The sequence below is a fragment of the Micromonospora sp. NPDC023956 genome, from assembly GCF_040639195.1.
GTDB lineage: Bacteria > Actinomycetota > Actinomycetes > Mycobacteriales > Micromonosporaceae > Micromonospora.
In genome coordinates this window covers 205,395-226,973 of the sequence record NZ_JBEZZN010000004.1, presented here as the reverse complement: position 1 = coordinate 226,973, position 21,579 = coordinate 205,395, and the positions used below count along the sequence as shown (strand labels likewise).

Genomic DNA, 21,579 nt, shown 5'->3' with positions numbered 1-21,579 from the left:
CGACCTGTCGGGGATCTGTCGGTACGACAGCGCCTGGTCAGGCGATGCAGGCGCAGACGATCAACGCGGCGCCGAAGTGGGTGGCCGCGCTGACCTTGCCCGCCGGGTGCGGCTCGTCGGCGCAGATGATCTCGCCCAGCTTGCCCGGGGTGAGCAGGTCGAGCACGAAGAACGCCAGCGCCATGATGGCCAGGCCGACCAGCCCGAAGACCGCCGTCGAGGCGAGCCCCCGGCCGAAGTCGTCGTAGCTGGTGAAGATCGCGGTGAACACGATCGCGGCGATGCCGAGCTGGTTCGCGGCGAGCAGCAACGCGGCGTTGGCGTTGCGCCGGACCCAGATCAGATCCCGGAGCTTGCCGGGGGTGAGCACGTCGACCAGGCCGAAGCCGGCCGCCATCAGCACGACACCGACGATTCCGAACACGATGCTCTGCATCGCTCCGGTGAACAGGTCCTCCAGCACCGAACTGCCTCCCGCAGGGTGTGCCGGCCAGGGGACGCCGGCAGTGTGGTCGAGACGATAGCGGCAGGCCGCAAGCGGGTCAGAGGGAGAGGTAGCGTTGCCGCTCGTAGGGGGTGACCTCGCGGCGGTACTGCTCCCACTCGGCGCGCTTGTTGCGGAGGAAGAAGTCGAAGACGTGCTCGCCGAGCACCTCGGCGACCAGTTCCGAGCCGGACATCACGTCGATCGCCTCGGCCAGGTTCTCCGGGAGCGACTCGTAGCCCATCGCCCGGCGCTCGGCGCTGGACAGCGACCAGACGTCGTCCTCGGCCCCCGCCGGCAGCTCGTAGCCCTCCTCGATGCCCTTGAGCCCGGCACCGAGCATCACCGCGAAGGCGAGGTACGGGTTGGTCGCCGAGTCCGGCGAGCGGACCTCGACCCGGGCCGAGTTCGGCTTGCCGTACGCGGGGACGCGGACCAGCGCGGAGCGGTTCAGGTGACCCCAGCAGACGTACGCCGGGCTCTCGGTGATCCGGTCCGGCAGCGCCAGCGGGAAGAGTCGCTTGTACGAGTTGACCCACTGGTTGGTCACCGCGGTGTACTCCCGGGCGTGGGTGAGCAGGCCCGCGATGAAGGACTTCGCCACCTTGGAGAGCTTCATCGGGTCTTCGGCGTCGTGGAAGACGTTGCGCTCCCCCTCGAACAGCGACAGGTGGGTGTGCATGCCGCTGCCGGGCTGGTCGGTGAAGGGCTTCGGCATGAAGCTGGCCTGCACCCCGGTGGAGAGCGCCACCTCCTTGACCACGTGCCGGAAGGTCATGATGTTGTCGGCGGTGGTCAGCGCGTCGGCGTAGCGCAGGTCGATCTCCTGCTGCCCGGGGGCCACCTCGTGATGGCTGAACTCGACCGAGATGCCGATGCGCTCCAGCGCGAGCACCGCCTGCCGCCGGAAGTCGCGGGCCACCGCGTGAGTGGTGTGCTCGAAGTAGCCACCGGTGTCGACCGGGACCGGCACCGAGCCGTCCTGGGCGCCGTTCTCCAGCAGGAAGAACTCGATCTCGGGGTGGGTGTAGAAGGTGAAGCCCTTCTCCGCGGCCCGGGACAGCGCCCGGCGCAGCACGTGCCGCGGGTCGGCCCAGGACGGGCTGCCGTCGGGCAGGAGGATGTCGCAGAACATCCGGGCGCTCTCGCCGCTGACCCCGCCCTCGAACGGGAAGACCTGGAAGGTGGTCGGATCGGGCATGGCCACCATGTCGGACTCGAAGACCCGGGCGAAGCCCTCGATCGCCGAGCCGTCGAAGCCGATGCCCTCCTCGAAGGCGGCCTCCAGCTCGGCGGGTGCGACGGAGACGCTCTTGAGCGTGCCGAGCACGTCGGTGAACCACAACCGGACGAAACGGATGTCCCGCTCCTCCAGCGTACGGAGGACGAACTCCTGCTGACGGTCCACTTCCACCCCTCGCACGTCGCTCGCCCGTCGTCGGAACACCCCGGGACGGCCTGACCGACCAGTCTCCACCGGCCTCGTTACGCCGACGTTACGCGACCAGCGGGCGGGGCGCCCCCGGTGTCCCACCGCGCTGCGCGCCGCCCGGATCGGATCCCGCCGGGCCCGACCCCCACCCGTTTCACCGGGGCTGCCCGCCGCGCCGGCCCGGACCGGCTGGGGCAAGATGAGGACATGCCCACCCTGCGCATCGCTCTCGCCCAGGTCAACCCGACGGTCGGTGATCTGGCCGGCAACGCCGAGCTGGTCCGCCGGTGGACCCGGCGGGCGGCGGACGCCGGTGCCCGGCTCGTCGCCTTCCCGGAGATGGTGCTGACCGGCTACCCCGTCGAGGACCTGGTCTTCCGTCGCTCGTTCGTGGCCGCGTCCCGGACCGCGCTGCACTCCCTCGCCGCCGACCTGGCGGCCGACGGCCTCGGCGACCTGCCGGTCGTGGTCGGCTACCTGGACGCCGACGGCCCGCCGCAGGTCAGCGCGGACGCCGAGCCGGGCCGGGGAGCGCGCAACGCCGCCGCGGTGCTGCACGGCGGCACCGTGGTGGCCACCTACTTCAAGCACCACCTGCCCAACTACGGCGTCTTCGACGAGGACCGCTACTTCGTGCCCGGGGACACCCTGACCGTGGTGCGGGTCGACGGCGTGGACGTGGCGCTGACCATCTGCGAGGACCTCTGGCAGGCCGGTGGGCCGTTCGCGGTGGCCCGGCAGGCCGGGGTGGGGCTGGTGGTCACCATCAACGGTTCGCCGTACGAGCTGAACAAGGACGACGTCCGGCTGCCGCTGGTCGGCCGGCGCGCCGCCGAGGCCGGGGCGGCCATCGCGTACGTCAACATGGTCGGCGGCCAGGACGAGCTGGTCTTCGAGGGCGACTCGATGGTGGTGGCCGCCGACGGCACGCTGCTCGCCCGCGCCCCCCAGTTCGTCGAGCACCTGATGGTGCACGACCTCGACCTGCCGGCGGGGGCGGAGTCCGACGCGCCGGAGTCCGGGGAGCTGGCCGACGGGATGCGGATCAGCCGCACCCGGATCAGCGACTCCGGGGTCGCCCCGGCCGGGCCGCCGGCCGCCGGCGGCGTCATCGAGCCGGTCGCCGACGAGGCCGAGGTGTGGCAGGCCCTGGTGCTGGGGCTGCGCGACTACGTCGACAAGAACCGGTTCCCCTCGGTGGTGCTCGGCCTCTCCGGCGGCATCGACTCGGCGGTGGTGGCGGCGATCGCGGTCGACGCGCTCGGCCCGCAGCGGGTGGTCGGCGTCTCCCTGCCCAGCCAGCACTCCTCCGACCATTCCCGGGAGGACGCGGCCGACCTGGCCAAGCGGACCGGCCTGGACTACCGCGTCGAGCCGATCCAGCCGATGGTGGACACCTTCCTGGCGAACCTGTCGCTGTCCGGGGTGAGCGTGGAGAACCTCCAGGCCCGGGTACGCGGGGTGATCCTCATGGCGCTGTCGAACCAGGAGGGGCACCTGGTCCTGACCACCGGCAACAAGAGCGAGCTGGCGGTCGGCTACTCCACCCTCTACGGCGACTCCGTGGGCGGCTACAACCCGGTCAAGGACGTCTGGAAGACACTGATCTGGCGGCTGGCGACGTGGCGCAACGCCGACGCGGCCAGCCGGAACGAGACGCCGCCGATCCCGGAGAACTCGATCGGCAAGCCGCCGAGCGCCGAGCTGAGCCCCGGTCAGCTCGACAGCGACACCCTGCCCGACTACGCGGTGCTCGACCCGATCCTGATCGGCTACGTCGACGGGGACCTGGGCCGGGACGGGCTGGTCGAGGCGGGCCACGACCCGGCGGTGGTGGACCGGGTGCTGCGGATGGTGGATACCGCCGAGTACAAGCGCCGGCAGTCCGCCCCGGGCACGAAGATCTCCATCAAGGCGTTCGGCCGGGATCGGCGGCTGCCGATCACCAACCGGTGGCGGGAACGGAGCTGACCCTCGCCGTGGGGGGCCGGTCCGGACCGGCCTCCCGCGGGCTGTGAATTCCTCCACTGCGCCCTGCCGGGCCGCCCTCGGGCGGTGCGACGATGCGGGTGGCCCGGGGACCGCGAGGGCGGCCTCGAGGCGAGAGGAGCGGACATGTCCGATGTAGTGAGCGGTGCCGTGCCCACCGGAGCGTCAGTGGACGCGCCGGCCGAGGTGACGGCGCTCTACGGTGGCCCGGCGACCCGGCGGGTACGCACCCGGGACCTGCTCGCCGCCAAGGAGCGCGGCGAGCGGTGGCCGATGCTGACCGCGTACGACCAGTACACCGCCGGGATCTTCGACCAGGCGGGCATCCCGGTACTGCTGGTCGGCGACTCGGCCGCGAACAACGTGTTCGGCCACGAGACCACGCTGCCGGTGACCGTCGACGAGCTGCTGTCGCTGGTCCGGGCGGTGGTCCGGGCCACCCGGCACACCCTGGTCGTGGCCGACCTGCCCTTCGGCTCGTACGAGGAGGGGCCGACGCAGGCGCTGCGCACGGCGGTGCGGTTCATGAAGGAGGGCGGCTGCCACGCGGTGAAACTGGAGGGCGGCCGGCGCTGCGCCCCGCAGATCGAGGCGATCACCGGGGCGGGCATCCCGGTGATGGCACATGTCGGCTTCACCCCGCAGCGGGAGCACACCATCGGCGGGTACCGGGTGCAGGGGCGCGGTGAGGCCGCCGAGGAGGTGCTGGCCGACGCGCGGGCGGTGGCCGAGGCGGGTGCCTTCGCCGTGGTGCTCGAGATGGTGCCCGGCGAGGTCGCCAAGCGGGTGACCGGTGCGCTGACCGTCCCGACCGTCGGCATCGGCGCCGGCCCGGACACCGACGCGCAGGTGCTGGTCTGGCAGGACATGGCCGGCCTCCGTACCGGGAAGGCACCCCGCTTCGTCAAGCGCTACGCGGACCTGGCCGGCGTGCTGACCGACGCGACCCGCCGCTTCGCCCACGAGGTCCGCGCCGGGGAGTTCCCGAGCACCGAGCACACGTTCTGAGGTAAGCCGTCGGGCCGGCTGAGGTAAGCCGTCGGGCCGGGAGCGCCGAGCCCCCGGCCCGACCCCGGCGCCCACCGCCCACCGCCTACCGCCCGTCGCCTACCGCCACCGCCCGACGTCGTACCGGTCACGCCAGCCATGATCGACTCCGTTTCGGCGAAACGGGCCCCTCCCGCCCCGATGACGCCCCCATGTCGCCGAACCTGAGTGGATCATCGCGCCCGACCACCACCCGACGACCGCCGACTGCCGGGCACGGGGGCGGAGGGCGACGGGCACGGGGGGCGCGGGCGACGGGCACCGGGTCGGAGGGCATCGGGCACCGGGGGCGCCGGCGACGGGCGCGGGGGCGGCGGGGCGCGGTCGACGGTCACAATCGGCGGGTGGACGACTTCGGGATCCCGGGGTACCGGGCACGGTGGCTGACCGGGCGGACGGCCGTCACGGCCGCGCACGGATCACGGCTGGCCGGGTTGACCGGCCGTACGCTGACCCGGGCCTGGCTGGCCTGGGACCTGACCGACGACTCCTGGTGGGCGGACTGCCCGGTGCTGCTGGACTTCGCCGGCGAGCAGGTCGAGGTCAACCACTGGAAGTTCGACGAGGTCGCGATCTCCTGGAACACCGTCGACCCGGCGTGCGACGTCCGGTGGCTCGGCCTGGACGACGCCCCGATCGCCTGGCGTCCGGAGCCGCTACCCGGGCTGGCCGACCTGGTCGGCCAGCCGGTGACCGGCGTCGAGCTGCTCGAGTGGCACGGCGACCGGGGCGACCTGGCCAACGGGACGGTGGCGCTCGGCGTCGACTTCGGCGACACGGTGCTGGTCGTCTTCAACGCGCTCGACGAGAACGGTGTCTCCGTCGGTCCCCTGCCGTCGGGGTACCGGCGTCACCGGCTCACAGGTCGGTGACCCGGATACCGGCGTGCGCCTTGTACCGCTTGTTGATGGCGATCAGGTTGGCGGTGAACGCCTCGATCTGGTGCGCGTTGCGCAACCGACCGGCGTAGATGCCCCGCATGCCGGGGATCCGGGCGGCCAGCGCGGCGACCACCGCGGCGGCGTCCCGGTCCTCCGTGCAGACGAGTACGTCCAGCGGGATCCGCTCGACCTCCGGGTCGGCCAGCAGCGGCGCGCTGACGTGGTTGAACGCGGCGCACACCCGGGACTCGGGCAGCAGCGCGGCAGCCTGCTGGACGGCGCTGCCCTCCTCGACGGTCAGCGCGTACGGCCCCTGCTTGTCGAAACCGAGCGGATTCACGCAGTCGACGACGATCTTGCCGGCGAGCGGTCCGGCCAGGGCGGCGACGGTGGCGGCGTGCCCGTCCCACGGCACCGCCACGATCACCACGTCGCTGCGCCGGGCCACCTCCTCGTTGCCGGCCCCGCTGACGGTGGCGTCGGCGGCCACCCCGGGCAACGACGCGATCTCCCGCGCGGCCTCCTCCGCCCGCTCGGCGGACCGGGAGCCGATGAGCACGGTCTGCCCGGCTCGGGCGAACCGGTAGGCGAGCCCCCGTCCCTGGTCACCGGTGCCGCCGATGATGCCCACGGTCAGCCCGGACACGTCGGGCAGCGCGCTCGCGTCGTATGCCATGGGCTCATCCTCGCAAACGGCTCCGCCCAGGCGGCAGAGCCATCGAAGGTGAGAAAGTCCGCAGCCGGCTGGCGGGGACGGGGCGACCGGCCGGACCCCGCCCTGCACCCGTCCGGTCGGACGGCCCGGTCAGGCGCGGGCGAAGGCCACCCGGCGGGTGGTCGGATCGGCGGTGACCAGCCGGACGGTGATCCGCTCCCCCAGCGGCAGTTCACCGGTGCACCGGGCCCGCACCGGCGGCGAGTCCAGCGCCACCGTTCCGCCGGGCTGGCGGCCAGGACGGGTGACGGGGGCGTCCACGTCCAGCACCGCCGCCTCGAACATCTCCCCCACCCGATCGGCGAGCAGCACCGCCTCGGCCAGTTCGATGGCGCCCCGGGTGGCGGCCCCGGCGGTCCGGTCGGTGGTCGCCATCGTCTCGGGAAGTCGCGGCAGCGCCGCCCGCGCCCACTCCGGCACCGGCCGGTCCTCGTACAGGGCGAGGCAGACCTCGGTGGCGTACCGGTCGGCGAGCCGCCGCAGCGGCGCGGTGACGTGGGCGTACGCGGCGGCCACCCCGCCGTGCCCCGGCTCCGCCGGCACCGTGCCGTCGAAGGCCGTGTACGCGGCCCCGCGCATCAGCTCGGCGGCCTGGTCGACGAAGGCCGCCGCCCGGGGCCGGGTCGGGTCGAGCCCGGCGATGACGTCGCCGACCGCCATGCCCTCCGGCCAGTCCACCCCGAGCGGCGCGGCGGCGGCGCGTAGCCGGGCCACCGCATCCGGATTCGCGGCGGGCATCGTCCGCAGCAGTCCGACCCGGCCGGCGAGCATCAGGTCGGCGGCGGCCATCCCGGTCAGCAGCGAGATCTGCGCGTTGTGGTCCTCCATCGGCACCGGCCCGCGCAACACCAGCCGCCAGCCGTCACCGTCGGGTTCCACGTCCTGCTCGGGCAGGGGCAGGTTGACCGCCCCGCGCCGCAGGCCCCGCGCGGTCAGCAGGGCACCCAGTTCCGGCAGGAGGGCGATCGGTTCGGCCAGCCGACCGGCGTCGGCGTCGGCCTGCACACCCCGGTAGTCGAGCTTGGCGCGGCTGCGGACCCGGGCCCGTTCCAGGTGCACGCCGACGGTTGCCGCGTCGGAGTCCAGGTCGATGGTCCAGAGCACCGCCACCCGGTCGAGGTCGGGCAGCAGGCTCGCCGCGCCCTCGCTGAGCGTCTCCGGGTGCAGCGGCACGTTGCCGTCGGGCAGGTAGACGGTCTGCCCGCGCTGCCAGGTCTCCGCCTCCAGCGCCCCACCGGGGCGGACGTGGCTGGCCACGTCGGCGATGGCGTAGTGCACCCGGTAGCCGCCGCCCGGTCGCCGGGTCAGGCACATCGCCTGGTCCAGATCCCGGGAGGTGGCCGGGTCGAGGGTGACCAGCGGGACGTCGGTCCGGTCGGTGAATGCCGGGAGAGGACGCCCTGCCGCCTCGTCCGCCTCCCGCTGCGCCTCGGGCGGGAAGTGGTCGGGAAGGCTCAGTTCCCGCCGGAGCGCGCCGAAGTCGATGCGGGGTGCCAGTACGCGTCGGATGACCACGGCACCCATCCTGGCAGCGCGCCGGCCGTTCCGCTCGGAAGGCGCCGCCGGGCCCGGTGGGCGTACGCCGACGCCCGGCGCCGGTGCGCGGGTCAGCCGGCCGAACCGGTGGCCCGGCGGGCGCGGGCCGGGGCGGCCCGGACCGGGGCCTGGGTCGCGGTGGTCGCCTTCCGGACCGCCGGACGGGCCGCCGTCGTCGCCTTCCGGGCGGCCGTACCGGTCCTCCGGGCGGCCGAGCCGGTCTTCCGCGTCGCCGCCGTCGTCTTCGCGGCGGCGGCCCGGGTGGCCGTCGTGTTCGCGGCGGCGGCCGGGGCCTTCGTCGCCGCAGCGGTGGTGCCCTTCACCGCACCGGTCTTCTTCGCCAGGCTGGTCACGGTTCGCTTCGCCGCCGCCGTCGCCCTCGCGGCGACCGGAGCCGCCTCCGCAGTACCCGTGGCGGCAGCCTTCCGCACCGCGCCGGCAGTCGCGGTCGCGGCCTTACCCACCGCACCGGTACCCGTGGTGGCAGTCTTCCGCGTCCTACCCGCAGGCGCGGTCGCGGCCCTACCCGCCGTACCCGCGGACGCGGACGCGGCCTTCCGCGCCGTACCCGCCGACGCGGTCGCGGCCTTCCGCGCCGTACCGGCAGGGGCGGTGGCGGCCTTCCGCGCCGTACCCACGGGCGCGGTCGCGGCCTTCCGCGCCGTCGTACCGGCGCTCGACCCGGCGGACCTCGTGCCGGCGGTGGCCTCGCGGGCCCGCTCCGGACCGGTGCCGCCCGCACGGGTCCTGCCGGCACCGGCGATCTCCTGCCGAGCGACCGGACCGGTCCGCCGGGCGGTGGTGGCACGGGACGCGGTCACCTCGCCCGCCGTGCCGCGCCGGGCGGTCGCGGTGGACTTCCGGACCGGGGTCGTGCTGCTGGCACCGGTGTTCCGCTCCGCCGCGGCGGTCTTCTTCGCGGTGGTACGGGCGGTGGCCGGACGGGTGGTGGACTTGCCTGCGTCGGCCATCTCGTCTCCCTCCTCGGGGACGTGCGCTCGCCGTGCTCCGTCCGGAGCCCGGAGATCCTCGACGCGGGGTACCCCACGTCGTTCAGCTGTTCTCCCCGGCCCAGCGGGCGTCTTCGGCCTCCCACGCCTCGTTCCGCTCCTGCACCCTGTCCAGGGCGTTCTCGGCATCGGCGGCCGAAGGATACGGGCCGAGCACGAACTTGGCCGGACACTTGTCGGCGTCGGTCTCGACCCGGTGGTGCCGCAGGCACCAGTAGTAGCTTGCGCGTCCGCTGTCATTCATGGCATCACTGTGCACCCGGACTCCACCGGCCGCCACCGGATCATGCGTAGCCGCCGATGTCCTCCACGGTAGAAGTGCTCGCCGCCGCGCGGGCCGAAACGGCAGAGAACGCCGGTTCGGTGCCCCGGACGGGGTCACACCGCCCGTCCCCTAACAGATACCGCGAACCGGAGCTATCCCCCGGACGGCACGTTCTCGCGGTTCAGTGGTGTGCTCCCGGCGGTCTGGTCGAATGGTTGGACCGCTGCCGAGGTGCGCTGACCTGGGCGATGTGCGAGCCTCTCTGCAACGTTCCACAAGGTGTCGCGCCGACCGGGTCACCCGTCCCTGGCACCGTTCCCGGCGGCAGCGGCGCCATCTCGCTGACTGGGGGAAAGTCCGTGGCGAACCTTGACGTCGCCCTGAAGAACGCGATGCAGATCGAGGGCGCCATCGGTGTCGCCCTGGTGGACTACACCAGCGGCATGACGCTCGGCGTCGCGGGGGGCAGCGCCGAACTGGACCTGACCGTCGCCGCCGCCGGCAACACCGACGTGGTCCGTGCCAAGATCCGCACGATCGAGATGCTCAAGCTCAACGACGAGATCGAGGACATCCTCATCACGCTCGGCTCGCAGTACCACGTGATCCGGCCGTTGACCGGCCGCCACGGCAAGGGTCTCTTCCTCTACCTGATGCTGAGCAAGAGCCGCGCCAACCTGGCCCTCGCCCGGCACCAGCTGCGCACCATCGAGGAGAACCTGGAGTTGTGAGCACCACCGTCCCGGGCGAGACAGCCCTTCCCCGACGGGTCCGGCCGGCCGAAACTCCACCACCGCCGGAGTACCCTCCGTCACTGGCCGGGAACCGCTCCCTGCCGTACGCGACGATCAACACCGAGCTGGCCGAGCTCCGGCTCCAGATCCCGGGCGTGACCGGTTGCGTCCTGGGTGGGGTCGACGGACTGCTCATCACCCACACCATGCCCGACGATGCGCGCCCCGACGACCTGGCCGCCCTCGCCGCCAGCACCTTCGGTCTGGGCCGGCAGATCGGTCTCAGCCTCCGGCAGGGGCCGTTCCGGCAGTCGACCGTCCGTAACGCCAATGGCTACCTCAGCGTCTACGCGGTCAGCAGTCAGGCGCTGCTCGCCGTGGTCGGCGAGGACGCGGTCAACGTGGCCCGGCTGCACCTGCACGCCCCCTCGGTAGCCGAGCGCCTCGCCGATCTACTCGCCGGTCCGGGCTGATCCGGTCCCGGCTGATCCGATCCGGGCTGATCCGGTCCGGCCCGCCTGCGCCATCCGACCCCGCACCCCACCGGCGTCACGGGAACCCACCACCGCCAGCCCGGGACGCCGGTGGGGCCCATGGCCGTCCGTTACGCCCTGGGCAGACCGGACCCCCGGGCGGGCCGGCGCCGCCCCATGATGGGATCGACGCCCGGTCGCCCCGGGCGGGATCGGGGAGGTGGACGCGATGACGGTGACCGGGGCGTGCCATCCGGCGGACTGGCAGGGCGAGCGGATGGCCCACGACGACGGTTGGCACCGGATCCTCACCGACGTCCACCGCGCCGAGCTGCTGGCCGCGGCCGACGCGGTGCAGCGGGCGGGAACACCACTGGCGGAGCTGAGGCCCGACGTCTTTCCGCTGCCCACGCTCGGCCCCCTGCTCACCCGGCTCGCCGCCGATGTGACCAGCGGGAGCGGCGTCGGGCTGCTGCGCGGGGTACCGGTCGCCGGTCTCGCCGACCGTCGGTGCGAGATCCTGGCGGCCGGGCTCGCCTGCCATGTCGGCGACATCGTGCCGCAGCTGTCGCAGCGGGTGCCGCTGGTGCACGTCCGCGACGAGGGCGCCGACCCGGCCCGGTCGACGACCCGCAGCCACCAGCACCGCCAACGGCTGGGGTTCCACGCCGACCCGACCGACGTCGTGGCGCTGCTCTGCGTCCGGCCGGCGCGTTCGGGTGGACTCAGCACCATCGTCAGCGCGGTGGCGGTGCACAACGAGATCGTGCGTACCCGACCGGACCTGGCGGAGGTGCTCTACCGGCCGTGGTGGTACGACCGCCGTACCGGCGACGGCCCGGAGAGCTTCTACCAGCAGCCGGTCTACACCCGCGACGACGCGGGTGGGCTGCGCTCCCACTACGGTCCGGACTACATCCGGTCGGCCCAGCGGAGCCCGCACGTACCGCCGCTGAGCCCGGCGCAGGTCGAGGCGATGACGGTGCTCGACCAGCTCACCAACTCCCCCCGCTTCGTGCTCACCATGGACCTGCGCCCCGGTGACATGCAGTTTCTCGACAACCGGGTGGTGCTGCACAGTCGCACCGCGTACGAGGACGACCCCGACCCGGCGCTGCGCCGCGACCTGATCCGGCTCTGGCTACGCACCGACCGAGGCGAAAGGACCACCACATGACCAGGCTGCACGAGTACGAGACGGTGGTCAGCTGGACCGGCAACCGGGGCACCGGCACCAGCGGATACCGGGACTACGGCCGCGACCACGACGTGACCGCCGAGGGGCCGGCACCCATCGCCGGCAGCGCCGACCCGACCTTCCGGGGCGACCCGGCCCGGTGGAACCCGGAGCAACTGCTGCTCGCCGCGCTCGCCCAGTGCCACATGCTGTCGTACCTGGCACTCTGTTCCCGGCACGGGGTGGTCGTCACCGGATACGTCGACCGGGCGCACGGCACCATGGCGCTGGCGGGCAACGGCGGCCAGTTCACGTCGGCGGTGCTGCGTCCCGTCGTCCGGGTCGCCTCGGCGGCGATGGTGGAGAAGGCGACAGCCCTGCACCACGACGCGCACGCGGGCTGTTTCATCGCCAGCTCGGTCAACTTCCCGGTCACCCACGAACCGACCGTCACAGTCGACGGCCAGGAGGCGGAACCGCCCGGACGCGCCTGAACCCGCCCGCCGGCCGACCGCACCGGGCACGGGCCGGCGCGGTGCCGACCAGGAGCCCGAGGCGCGGTCCGGAGAGCAGCATGATGCCGGCCCCAACCAGGAAGGCCACAGCGAACGGCGCGGCGAACCGGTGCACCCGCCGCACGGTGGGGCAAGCCGCGCAGCCCTCGATGGGAACAAAGCCCCGTGTCTCTTGCGGGTACATCACCGAGAATGCCGACGTGTCATCACTGAAACTGCGGCACTCGGTCCGCGCGATCATCCTCACCGAAGACCACCGCGTCCTGCTCTGTCGACACGTCGTTCCCGATCCGCCCGACCGGGTCGTCTGGGCGACACCCGGTGGGGGCATCGAGCGCGGCGAAACCCCGCTCGCGGCTCTTCGGCGCGAGTTGCGGGAGGAAGTAGGGCTCGCCATCGACACCGACCCACCACACGTGTGGCACCAGGAGTTCGTCGCACCCGGACACCTGCCGGGCTACGACGGCGTGGTCAACGACTACTTCCTCGTCCGCACCGCCGCGTTCGTCCCCCGAGGCACCATGTCCGACGACGAGCTCGCCGCCGAGAACATCAGCGAGATTCGGTGGTGGCCGCTCGCCCACATCGTCGCCTACCGGGGGCCCGACCTGTTCGGGCCACGCGCCCTCGCCGCGTCACTGACGGCACTGGTCACCCATGGCATCCCGCCCAGGCCAGTGCACCTGGGCCCGTGAAGCCTCGCCCGCCCCACACCGAGGTCCCGCACCTTCCCCCACCGAGTTGCCCCGGAGGGACGTCAGCCCCGAAGACCGGGAGGAGCGGTCGCCCGGTTGCCGGCTCGCGATGACCGCTGCCGCTGACGCCGATGCCGCCGGGTCCGCTGCCGCTGACTCGATCAGGTCAGCAGTGCAGCGCTTGCTCCTCACGCGGCGTCATGCCACATAGTCGGTGGCGTGGAGGAGCACCTGACCGTGGGGCGCGTGGCGGAGTTGGCCGGCGTCAGCGTCCGCACGCTGCATCACTATGACGAGATCGGCCTCCTGGAGCCGTCCACGCGGACCGCGGCTGGGCACCGGGCCTACTCCGCGGACGATGTGGAACGACTCCGGAAGGTGCTCGCCTACCGGCGGCTCGGCTTCGGACTGCGGGAGATCGCGGATCTGGTCGACGACCCGGCCACCGACGCCGTCGCGCACCTGTACCGGCTGCGCGGCCTGTTGCGGGAACAGCGCGACCGCGCTGCTGCCATGGTGACCGCCATAGACCGGGAGCTGGAGGCACGAGCAATGGGGATCAGCACGACGCCCGAGGAGCAACTGAGAGTGTTCGGCCCGCAGTTGTACGACGCCATCGGATCTGCCTACCCGGCGACGCGGCGCACCGAACCGCGGATCGCCGCGCGCATCTGGGACGCGCTGGGGGACGCACGGACGGTGTTGAACGTCGGCGCTGGCACCGGCTCCTACGAACCACCCGACCGTGATGTCACGGCGGTGGAACCGTCGGCGGTCATGCGGGCGCAGCGTCCCGTGGGCGCGGCCCCGTGCGTGGCCGCCGCTGCGGAGAGTCTGCCGTTCGAGGACCAGTCCTTCGACGCCGCGATGGCGGTCAGCACCGTCCATCACTGGCCGGACCCGGTCGCCGGGCTGCGGGAGATGCGGCGGGTGGCCCGCCGCGTGGTGGTGTTCACGTACGACGCCGCCGACACCGGCTGGCGTCAGCGGTTCTGGCTCACCCGCGACTACCTGCCCGAGTTCGCCGACCTCCTCGTCGGCTGGCCGTCCCTGGCCGACCTGACCCGCGCGATCGGAGGACGCGCGGAGCCGGTGCTCGTCCCCTGGGACTGCGCTGACGGCTTCTTCGAGGCACACTGGCGCCGGCCCGAGGCATACCTGGAAGAACATGTCCGCCGGGCGGTCTCGGTGTGGACCAGAGTCGGACCGCAGGCTGAGCAACGGGCAGTCAGCGCACTCCGCGAAGACCTCTCCTCGGGCCGGTGGGCCGAACGCAACCGCGACCTGCTCGCCCTCGACACCGCAGAACTCGGCCTCCGGCTGCTCGTAGCCTGAACCACCGTGCGAGCGACGCGCAGGTCCGCGGCACGCGCGTGCCGCGATCCGCAGGTCACGCCGCATGACCCGACGCCGCCGGCCTGACGCCGGGTTCCGTCTCCCACCTGGCGGAGAGTGCCGGTCAGCCGGCGAGCTGGTCGCGGCGGCGGGTGAGGTAGGCCCGCTCCGCGGGGTTGCCGGCAAGCTCGATGGCCCGGTCGTACGCCGCCCGCGACCCGCCGCCGCGCCCGAGTCGCCGCAGCAGGTCGGCGCGCGCGGCGTGGAAGGCGTGGTAGCCGTCGAGGACCCCGGCGAGCCGGTCGATCTCGGCGAGCCCGGCCCCGGGGCCGTCGACCTCGGCGACCGCGACCGCCCGGTTGAGCCACACGATCGGCGAGGGGTCGAGCAGCACCATGCGGTCGTAGAGGGCGACGATCGCGGACCAGTCGGTGTCCCGGGCGGACGGGGCAGCCGTGTGCACCGCGTTGATCGCGGCCTGGAGCTGGTAGCGCCCGGGAGGATCACCGCCGGCCGCCACCGCCTCGATCCGCTCGCGAACCAGGGCGTTGCCCTCGGCGACGAGGGCGCGGTCCCATACGCCGCGGTCCTGCTCGTCGAGGGTCACCAGCTCCCCGGTACGGGACACGCGCGCCCGCCGCCGGGCGTCGGTGAGGAGCATCAGGGCGAGCAGGCCGGTTACCTCCCCGTCGTCCGGGAGGAGAGTGCGGAGCAGGCGGCCGAGGCGGATCGCCTCGTCGGTGAGGTCGACGCGCACCGGGTCGTCCCCCTCGCTGGCGAGATAGCCCTCGTTGAAGACGAGGTAGACGACCACGAGCACGCCGGCGAGCCGCTCACGGATGTCGTCGGCCGAGGGCACCCGGTAGGGGATGTGGGCCGCCTTGATCTTTGCCTTGGCGCGGGTGATCCGGCGCGCCATCGTGGTCTCCTGCACCAGGAAGGCGCGGGCGATCTCGGCGACGGTGAGGCCGCCGAGCAGGCGCAGGGTGAGCGCCACCCGGGCCTCCAGGGCGAGCGCAGGATGGCAGCAGGTGAAGACCAGTCTGAGCCGGTCGTCCTCGACCGGGCCGGTCGGCTCGGGAGGGGTGTCGTCGTACACGATCCGGGCCGCCTGGTGCTTGGCGTCGCGCTGCGCCTCGCGACGGAGCCGGTCGATCGCCTTGCGGGTCGCGGTGGTGGCGAGCCAACCGCCGGGATTGGGCGGTACGCCCTCGCGCGGCCACCGCTCCGCAGCCGCTGCGAACGCCTCGGCCGCCGCTTCCTCGGCGACGTCGAGGTCGCCGAAACGGCGCGCGAGACTGGCGACCACCCGCGCCCACTCCTCGTGGTGGGCACGGGTGATCGCCTGCTCGACGGTGGGACCGGTCACGGCTCCAGCAGCGCTCGGACGGATCGGCCGGTTCGGAAGGGACGCACCTCGACCGTGCCTCGGCACGCTCTCGACCCCTCGGCGGCAAGCGCCAGGGCCACGTCGAGGTCGGCCGCCTCGATGATCCAGAAGCCGCCGAGGTGCTCCTTCGTCTCCAGGTAGGGCCCGTCGGTGAAGGCCGGCCTCTCGCCCTGCCCGTCGACGGTGGTGGCGGTCGTCGCGGGTTCCAGGCCGTCGGCGAAGACGAGGTGACCGTCCCGCTGGAGCCTCTCGTTGAAGGCGCCGGTGTCGGCGAACGCCTGGAGCATGGCCTCCCGGGAGGGGTAGGTGCCGAACTCGGTGTGCTCGGCCGGCCCGTAGACGGACAACAGGTACCTGGGCACCGCGCTCACCTCTCCCCGGAGCCGTTACGCCGAGGCTCTCCGGGACCTCGGAACCGGTGGATTTCCTGCGGCCAGTCGAGCACGGTCGCGAGCCTGCCGGCCCAGTAACGCGCCGCCGCGTCGTCGGGCACGTCCACGACGGCGAAGCCGCCGAGGTGCTCCTTGGTCTCGACGTACGGGCCGTCGGTGAAGACGGGCCTGCCGTCGACCAACTCGACACTGCACACCGCGGTGGACCGGTCGAGCCCGCCGTTGGAGAAGATCAGAACCCCCTCGGCCTGCATCTCCGCGACCACGGCTCGGGCGGCGGTGCCCTTCTCGCGAATCTCCTCCGCCGTGTGGGGGCGCACCCACTCGTCGTTGAAGCTGATCAGGTATTCCGTCATGGTCGTCTCCTCTCGGGCCCGGACGAAGGCCCTGCCCGGTTCCTCCTGCGCGGCGGCCCGGGAGGCCGCCGTTCACCAGTCCCACGAACGGCTGCCCCTCGATACGACACCACCCCGGAAACTTCTTTTCAAGGCAGCCCCGCCGTAGTGACCGAGGAAGAACCGACCCGTCAGGGGCCGTGGTCCTGGCCGGCGCTTCCACTGCGCGGGTGGCCGTCGAGCGGTACCTGCGCTGGCTGCCCGCCGTGTCCGTCGCGACCAGCCCTCGACGGTCGCGCGGCGCCCGAGCCAGCCGACCGCTCGGGCCGATCTCCGCTGGTTGCTCCGACGCGACGGTCTGGAATGCTGCGCCCATGCCTTCCTACCCGCCCACCTTCGCCGACCAGGTCGTCGCACAGCCAGCCCGTGCCCAGTTCGAGGCGTTCCTCGACGAGCACCGCGATGCGCTCAACGGCTGCTTGGACGGGCTGACCGAGGAACAGGCGCGCCGCTCGTTGGTGACCTCCCGGACCACGCTGCTGGGTCTCGTGAAGCACGCGACCTTCGTCGAGAAGGTCTGGTTCGACGAAGCCGTCACCTGCCGGTCACGTGCGGAGATCGGCATCCCTGCGGCGTCAGAGGACTCGTTCATCCTCGATGACCACGACACGATCGCCACCGTCCAACAGGCCCACCGCGAAGCCTGTCGAGCATCACGCCGGGCGACGTCGTCCCTGGGTCTGGACGACATCCTTCACGGGCACCGGCGGGGCCCGCTTCCGCTGCGGTGGGTGTATCTCCACGTGCTGCGCGAGCTCGCCCAGCACTGTGGGCACGCGGACATTCTTCGAGAGCAGCTCATCAACGAGTAGTGCACGGACGTTCCGCTCAGGCCACGTGCCCGTCATCCGGGAGACATCCCGAGGGCGATGTCCGGGGCCGGCAGCCCCCGGCGGCGACCGAGTCAACCCACGGCGCCACACAAAAGACCAGTTCAAAGCCCTGGTTTAAGGCTCTGAGCTGGTGGGCGACGGACGAGTCGACCTGTACGCCGAATTCCCGCACGTGGCAACGCTTCCGGCGAGAGGGCTGGGGGGTGGGCTGAGCAGGCCGTCTAGTCCCACCTGATGCTTTACGTTTCCGTCCCACCTGACCCTTAACTTCAAGGCTGGAGCGAAGGTTAGATCATTACGTCGTGTGACGGGGGGCATCGCTGTGCCCGCTCATGGTTCAGCCGATGAGCGGATGTGAAATCTCGTTGCCCGGTCGGAACGACGGTGCATAGCGTGCCCGAGTGACCCTAGTGGTGCCGTTCCGTTCCCTTCCCATAGATCAGTCGGCCGTTCGCTATGCCCACGGCCCAGATTCGTACCGGCAGCCGGACGTGCCCGTTGGTCAGACCATCGAGTTCGGCTGGAACCACAGCGCCGTCTATCCGGGCACCTCGCGGAAGTTCTGGGTTCACCTGCCCGCTCAATACGACCCGTCGCAGCCCGCGTCGCTGATCGTGTTCCTGGACGGACGGTGGTACCTCGATCCGGAGGGAGAAGTCCGGGGCGCGACAGTCCTGGACAACCTCATCCACCGCGGTGACATCCCGGTCACCGTCGGCCTGTTCGTCGACCCCGGCATCCTTGCGGGCACCGAGAACCCCAAGAACCGCAACGTCGAGTACGACGCGTCCGACGATCGCCTAGCCACGTTCCTGCTGGCCGAGATCATCCCGCATGTCATGCAGCACTACTCGATCACCGATGACGCAGACCAGTGGGGCATCTGTGGAGGCAGCAGCGGCGGCAACGGCGCATTCACTGCCGCGTGGCTCCGCCCAGACACGTTCCGTCGCGTGATGTGCTGCCTGTCCAGCTTCGTGCAGATGCCCGACGGAAACCCCTTCCCCGAGGTGATCCCCAGCGTTGCCCGCAAGCCGCTACGCATCTTCATGCAGGCAGGCCACCGAGATTTGCATTGGAACGAGCCGCAACGGAACTGGCTCGCCAACAACCTGCGCGTCGCCGCAGCTCTGGCCGAAGCCGGATATGACTTCCGGCTCGTGCTCGGCGATGGTGGCCACAGCCCCAACCACGGCGGCGTCCTCCTGCCCGACGCGCTGCGCTGGCTGTGGCGGCCCACCGGCACCTGAGTAAGAGACGCCCACACCCACGCTCGTCCGCGATCCTGAGGTAACCGCGATCACCGAACGTAACGTCCCTCGGGCGGGCCGAGACTGTCGACCGTGTAGAGCATCAGCCGGGACACGACACAGGCTGATGCAACATGTCTAGTCCCACCACATGCTTGACGATTGGCCTAGATAGGTGGTCGCTGCGCCCAGAAGAGGGCATGTCCACTGGTGCCCTCTGCGACGAAGTCCTCGGAGGTGATCCTGAGCCCCGCCTGTTGCAGCCAGGTCCGGTAGGTGGGGGCGTCGGCGTGGCTCCACCACATGGCGGCGGGGCCGTCGAGCCAGTTGTTCTCGGTGCCGGTCCAGGCGTTGTGGCCGGTGGTAGCAAGCAGCCAGCCTTCGGGGCGTAGCCAGGTGGCGACTTGATCGATGAGACGTGGCTGGTCGGCTAACGGCATGTGGATGAGCGCGTAGAGGCAGACCACGGCGTCGAACGACATCGGTGGCAGTTCGAGCCGAGTGGCGTCAGCGCGGAGGAAAGTGCCGGTCGGCACCAGGCGGCGGGCTCGCTCGATCTGCACGTCGCTGATGTCGACTCCGGTGACGTGGTGCCCGGCATTCGCGAGGAAGCGCGCGACCGGCACGCCGCAGCCACAGCCGAGATCGAGGACCGATGCTGCGGCCGGAAGACGCCGATGCAGGTCGGCCAACCAGGGTGCGTATTGGCCATCGTCGGCGTCGCCAGCGCGGTAGTGGTAGGAGAGGGCGTCGTACCCTCGTCGGACCACGTCACGCTCGTCACTGTTGCTCACACCGCCTCACGTTACGAGTCTCGGTGTCGGTTGCCGAGTGCTTTTCGGCGAGCCCAGGGCCGCCGCCGGGACACCGCCCCACCGCACCGGAGATACCAGCCCCAGCGAGGCCGTGACGGAAGCCGGCGGGTCGGCTGGTCGAGTGGTCGGGGCTTCCGGCTGCCGCGCCAGTCCAACCCCAGGACTGGCTTGCCACCGGGTCGCCGAGTCGCGGCACCAGCTCCACCGCCAGGGGGACGTGGCCGCCCCCTCCCTCACGTCGCCCGCCGTCGATGAGGACCAGGCCGCCGCAGAGCCCCACCAAGGCCACCGCCAACGAGATCACCTGATCGGGGAGTCAGCGTTTCCTGGGCCGTCTCTGGGCCGTCTGGGCCGTCACCGGGCCGTCAGACGCCGCCCAACGCTGACCAAGGTCAACCAACGGCACCAAACAAAAGACCAGTTCAGAGCCTTGATCAAAGCTCTGAGCTGGTGGGCGACGGACGAGTCGACCTGTACGCCGGATTCTGTGCCCGACGCGTACCCCGTCACCAGGGTCCGCGTCGGCGGCGGCCATCCATCTCGGCCTGCCGTCGCCGACAGGCTCCTGCGGCCTACCCGCAGACATCGGGCGGGCCGCCCTCAAGCGTCTGCGCAGGCCGTCGCCCTCGCGGGCGGCGGCCCTACTTGGCCTTGCTCCGGGTGGGGTTTACCGAGCCATCCCGGTCACCCGGGATGCTGGTGGGCTCTTACCCCACCGTTTCACCCTTACCGCGCCACCTGGGCGCGGCGGTCTGTTTTCTGTGGCACTGTCCCGCGGGTCGCCCCGGGTTGCCGTTAGCAACCACCCTGCCCTGTGGAGTCCGGACGTTCCTCGGCGGCGGGCGTCGCCGCCCGCCGACGCGACCGCCCGGTCGACTCGTCCGTCGCGTACCCATCCTAACGACGTCACCGCCCCGGGTATTGCCGCCCTCCACCCTCGTCGACCCCGACGGTGGAGATCGTGGCGGCGAGGTGACGGTGGCCGGTCCTCAGACGCTCGACACTCTGCGTCCGGCGGTGAGTTCGTTGCGGAACAGGCCGTTCTGGTAGTAGTAGGCGACGGCCTGCGCGCGGGTCGTCATGCCGAGTTTGGCGATGGTGCGGTGGATGTGCGAACGGACCGTCACCTTCGACACCCACAGCACGTTGGCGATCGCGCTGTCGCTGAGCCCCTGCGCCACCAGGGTGAGCACCTCCGCTTCCCGAGGAGTCAACGCGGCCGCCTGGTTGACCGGCCGCTCCGCCGCCGGGCCGGGGCCGGCGGCGAGTTCGACCAGCCGCGCGGCCATCGACGGGGCGAGCACCGCCCGGCCGCTGGCCACCGCGCGGACGTCACGGACCAGATCCGCGCCGGAGCAGGTCCGGCTGACCACCCCACGGACCCCTGCGCGTACGGCCTCGAGCAGTTCGTCCTCGTCGCTGCTGGTCGCCATGACCAGGATGGCCGGTGTGGAGGGCTCACCCGGGGCCTGCAACTGCGCGACGGTCGGCAGCAGCTCTCCCTCGACGAGCGGAAGGCCGAGCATGACGACGTCCGGACGCCGTGCCTTGGCGAGCGTCACGACCTGACTCGCGTCCTTCGCCTCGCCGATCAGCCGAACGTCGGCCGATCCGGCCAGCAGGGTGCGGATGCCGGTCACGAAGAGCGCCTGGGCGTCGCAGACCAGCAGGCGGATCGTACGGCCGGCCTGCTCCTGGATGTGGGTGGTCATGCTGCGTAGTCCCTCCGGAATCGTCACGCGGTCCGATCGGTCCCGCCAGCGGTGCTGGGTTCGAATGGCAGAGCGGCGCAGGCCGGTCACGGTGCCGGACAAGGCGGCGAGCGTCGCGCCGTCGAGGATCGGATGGCCGTCGATGGCCACCGAGATCGCGGAGGCGGTCGCCTGGTGGGCTCAGCCGGCGCGTACGGCATCGCTGATCCGCTTCACCGCGATCGTGTCCAGGGGCCCGAGATAGAAGCTGTCCGACACCGAGGTGTAGGTCCTCCGCTTCGACGCCGGCCATGGCGGGAACTGGTTGAACAGCTTCTCCGCCCTCGCCCTGACGTCCTCGTCCTGCTGGTAGCGACCGATGGCCCGAAGATCGACGTTCGCCGCTGCCAGGGCTTCGGCGTTGATCTCGGACAACTCTCTGTCGCCGGCACCGGCGAAGACGTCGACGCCACCGGCGCGTCGGGTACGCAGCGCGACGGTACGGGACACGAGGTCACATGGTGG

General features: G+C 71.9%; 23 protein-coding genes and 1 other RNA gene. 11 read left to right on the top strand and 13 right to left on the bottom strand.

Annotated features, from left to right (window positions below; all coding sequences use genetic code 11):
* Positions 1–37: 37 nt before the first annotated feature.
* Both AB0F58_RS10665 and glnA read right to left on the bottom strand, forming a co-directional pair.
* Complete coding sequence (locus AB0F58_RS10665) at positions 38–463, bottom strand: DUF350 domain-containing protein (RefSeq protein WP_357141027.1); 426 nt, start codon at positions 461–463, stop codon at positions 38–40.
* Between the two features lie 79 nt (positions 464–542).
* Positions 543–1,892, bottom strand: a complete 1,350-nt coding sequence (gene glnA, locus AB0F58_RS10660; protein WP_357141024.1) for a type I glutamate--ammonia ligase — start codon at positions 1,890–1,892, stop codon at positions 543–545.
* 231 nt (positions 1,893–2,123) lie between these two features.
* Here glnA and AB0F58_RS10655 point away from each other — a divergent pair, with 231 nt between their 5' ends.
* From AB0F58_RS10655 to AB0F58_RS10645, 3 genes are all read left to right on the top strand, one after another.
* Entirely contained in the window at positions 2,124–3,887 is a 1,764-nt protein-coding gene (locus AB0F58_RS10655; RefSeq protein ID WP_357141021.1) for an NAD+ synthase, read from the top strand.
* A 144-nt stretch (positions 3,888–4,031) separates the two neighbouring features.
* A complete protein-coding gene (gene panB, locus AB0F58_RS10650; protein ID WP_357141017.1) occupies positions 4,032–4,913 on the top strand; it encodes a 3-methyl-2-oxobutanoate hydroxymethyltransferase in 882 nt (293 codons plus the stop codon).
* A gap of 383 nt (positions 4,914–5,296) precedes the next feature.
* On the top strand, positions 5,297–5,824 hold the full coding sequence (locus AB0F58_RS10645; protein WP_357141015.1) for a hypothetical protein: 528 nt from the start codon (positions 5,297–5,299) through the stop codon (positions 5,822–5,824).
* On the opposite strand, the gene npdG is transcribed toward AB0F58_RS10645, so the two are convergent.
* From npdG to AB0F58_RS10625, 4 genes are all read right to left on the bottom strand, one after another.
* On the bottom strand, positions 5,811–6,509 hold the full coding sequence (gene npdG, locus AB0F58_RS10640; protein WP_357141012.1) for an NADPH-dependent F420 reductase: 699 nt from the start codon (positions 6,507–6,509) through the stop codon (positions 5,811–5,813). The genes AB0F58_RS10645 and npdG overlap by 14 nt on opposite strands.
* Positions 6,510–6,638: 129 nt before the next feature.
* Positions 6,639–8,063 (bottom strand): RNB domain-containing ribonuclease, encoded by a 1,425-nt coding sequence (locus AB0F58_RS10635; protein WP_357141009.1) that lies wholly within the window; start codon positions 8,061–8,063, stop codon positions 6,639–6,641.
* Positions 8,064–8,155: 92 nt separating this feature from the next.
* Complete coding sequence (locus AB0F58_RS10630) at positions 8,156–9,055, bottom strand: hypothetical protein (protein WP_357141007.1); 900 nt, start codon at positions 9,053–9,055, stop codon at positions 8,156–8,158.
* Positions 9,056–9,137: 82 nt separating this feature from the next.
* Positions 9,138–9,338, bottom strand: coding sequence for a hypothetical protein (locus tag AB0F58_RS10625; RefSeq protein WP_357141004.1), 201 nt, complete (start codon positions 9,336–9,338; stop codon positions 9,138–9,140).
* A 380-nt stretch (positions 9,339–9,718) separates the two neighbouring features.
* Between AB0F58_RS10625 and AB0F58_RS10620 the strand changes: the two genes are divergently transcribed.
* The 6 genes from AB0F58_RS10620 to AB0F58_RS10595 all read left to right on the top strand — a co-directional run bounded on the left by AB0F58_RS10620 (position 9,719) and on the right by AB0F58_RS10595 (position 14,288).
* Positions 9,719–10,090: a hypothetical protein gene (locus AB0F58_RS10620; RefSeq protein ID WP_357141001.1), complete on the top strand. Its 372-nt coding sequence runs from the start codon at positions 9,719–9,721 to the stop codon at positions 10,088–10,090.
* Entirely contained in the window at positions 10,087–10,566 is a 480-nt protein-coding gene (locus tag AB0F58_RS10615; protein ID WP_357140998.1) for a roadblock/LC7 domain-containing protein, read from the top strand. Before AB0F58_RS10620 ends, AB0F58_RS10615 begins: the two co-directional genes overlap by 4 nt.
* A 229-nt stretch (positions 10,567–10,795) precedes the next feature.
* The gene (locus AB0F58_RS10610; RefSeq protein WP_357140995.1) at positions 10,796–11,743 is read left to right on the top strand and encodes a TauD/TfdA family dioxygenase; all 948 of its coding nucleotides are present in this window, start codon (positions 10,796–10,798) and stop codon (positions 11,741–11,743) included.
* Complete coding sequence (locus AB0F58_RS10605; protein ID WP_357140991.1) at positions 11,740–12,237, top strand: OsmC family protein; 498 nt, start codon at positions 11,740–11,742, stop codon at positions 12,235–12,237. Before AB0F58_RS10610 ends, AB0F58_RS10605 begins: the two co-directional genes overlap by 4 nt.
* A 230-nt stretch (positions 12,238–12,467) precedes the next feature.
* Positions 12,468–12,953, top strand: a complete 486-nt coding sequence (locus tag AB0F58_RS10600) for an NUDIX domain-containing protein (protein WP_357141805.1) — start codon at positions 12,468–12,470, stop codon at positions 12,951–12,953.
* Between the two features lie 219 nt (positions 12,954–13,172).
* Positions 13,173–14,288 carry a MerR family transcriptional regulator gene (locus AB0F58_RS10595; RefSeq protein ID WP_357140988.1) on the top strand — a complete coding sequence of 372 codons (1,116 nt, stop codon included), beginning with the start codon at positions 13,173–13,175 and terminating at the stop codon, positions 14,286–14,288.
* Positions 14,289–14,412: 124 nt separating this feature from the next.
* On the opposite strand, the gene AB0F58_RS10590 is transcribed toward AB0F58_RS10595, so the two are convergent.
* From AB0F58_RS10590 to AB0F58_RS10580, 3 genes are read right to left on the bottom strand one after another with little or no spacing between them, the layout of a single operon-like run.
* On the bottom strand, positions 14,413–15,657 hold the full coding sequence (locus tag AB0F58_RS10590) for a DUF6596 domain-containing protein (RefSeq protein WP_357140985.1): 1,245 nt from the start codon (positions 15,655–15,657) through the stop codon (positions 14,413–14,415).
* A complete protein-coding gene (locus AB0F58_RS10585; RefSeq protein ID WP_357140983.1) occupies positions 15,654–16,049 on the bottom strand; it encodes a YciI family protein in 396 nt (131 codons plus the stop codon). Before AB0F58_RS10585 ends, AB0F58_RS10590 begins: the two co-directional genes overlap by 4 nt.
* Complete coding sequence (locus AB0F58_RS10580) at positions 16,046–16,426, bottom strand: YciI family protein (protein ID WP_357140980.1); 381 nt, start codon at positions 16,424–16,426, stop codon at positions 16,046–16,048. Before AB0F58_RS10580 ends, AB0F58_RS10585 begins: the two co-directional genes overlap by 4 nt.
* Positions 16,427–16,635: 209 nt before the next feature.
* Here AB0F58_RS10580 and AB0F58_RS10575 point away from each other — a divergent pair, with 209 nt between their 5' ends.
* The gene (locus AB0F58_RS10575) at positions 16,636–17,277 is read left to right on the top strand and encodes a DinB family protein (RefSeq protein ID WP_357140978.1); all 642 of its coding nucleotides are present in this window, start codon (positions 16,636–16,638) and stop codon (positions 17,275–17,277) included.
* A 422-nt stretch (positions 17,278–17,699) separates the two neighbouring features.
* On the top strand, positions 17,700–18,548 hold the full coding sequence (locus tag AB0F58_RS10570) for an alpha/beta hydrolase-fold protein (protein ID WP_357140976.1): 849 nt from the start codon (positions 17,700–17,702) through the stop codon (positions 18,546–18,548).
* Positions 18,549–18,715: 167 nt separating this feature from the next.
* On the opposite strand, the gene AB0F58_RS10565 is transcribed toward AB0F58_RS10570, so the two are convergent.
* The 4 genes from AB0F58_RS10565 to AB0F58_RS10550 form a co-directional block, all read right to left on the bottom strand.
* Positions 18,716–19,342, bottom strand: coding sequence for a class I SAM-dependent methyltransferase (locus AB0F58_RS10565; RefSeq protein WP_357140973.1), 627 nt, complete (start codon positions 19,340–19,342; stop codon positions 18,716–18,718).
* A gap of 479 nt (positions 19,343–19,821) precedes the next feature.
* Positions 19,822–20,243: RNase P RNA component class A (rnpB, locus tag AB0F58_RS10560), an RNA gene on the bottom strand.
* A 109-nt stretch (positions 20,244–20,352) separates the two neighbouring features.
* Positions 20,353–21,075 carry a response regulator transcription factor gene (locus AB0F58_RS10555; protein WP_357140970.1) on the bottom strand — a complete coding sequence of 241 codons (723 nt, stop codon included), beginning with the start codon at positions 21,073–21,075 and terminating at the stop codon, positions 20,353–20,355.
* Positions 21,076–21,255: 180 nt separating this feature from the next.
* Positions 21,256–21,564 (bottom strand): hypothetical protein, encoded by a 309-nt coding sequence (locus AB0F58_RS10550; RefSeq protein WP_357140967.1) that lies wholly within the window; start codon positions 21,562–21,564, stop codon positions 21,256–21,258.
* Between the last annotated feature and the right edge of the window lie 15 nt (positions 21,565–21,579).

What these genes read in the sequence shown, in the direction of transcription:
- AB0F58_RS10605 (WP_357140991.1), top strand. Translation starts at nt 11,740, where the DNA reads ATGACCAGGCTGCACGAGTACGAGACGGTGGTCAGCTGGACCGGCAAC.
- AB0F58_RS10625 (WP_357141004.1), bottom strand. Translation starts at nt 9,338, where the DNA reads ATGAATGACAGCGGACGCGCAAGCTACTACTGGTGCCTGCGGCACCAC.
- AB0F58_RS10630 (WP_357141007.1), bottom strand. Translation starts at nt 9,055, where the DNA reads ATGGCCGACGCAGGCAAGTCCACCACCCGTCCGGCCACCGCCCGTACC.
- panB (WP_357141017.1), top strand. Translation starts at nt 4,032, where the DNA reads ATGTCCGATGTAGTGAGCGGTGCCGTGCCCACCGGAGCGTCAGTGGAC.
- AB0F58_RS10555 (WP_357140970.1), bottom strand. Translation starts at nt 21,075, where the DNA reads ATGACCACCCACATCCAGGAGCAGGCCGGCCGTACGATCCGCCTGCTG.
- AB0F58_RS10655 (WP_357141021.1), top strand. Translation starts at nt 2,124, where the DNA reads ATGCCCACCCTGCGCATCGCTCTCGCCCAGGTCAACCCGACGGTCGGT.
- AB0F58_RS10610 (WP_357140995.1), top strand. Translation starts at nt 10,796, where the DNA reads ATGACGGTGACCGGGGCGTGCCATCCGGCGGACTGGCAGGGCGAGCGG.
- AB0F58_RS10580 (WP_357140980.1), bottom strand. Translation starts at nt 16,426, where the DNA reads ATGACGGAATACCTGATCAGCTTCAACGACGAGTGGGTGCGCCCCCAC.
- npdG (WP_357141012.1), bottom strand. Translation starts at nt 6,509, where the DNA reads ATGGCATACGACGCGAGCGCGCTGCCCGACGTGTCCGGGCTGACCGTG.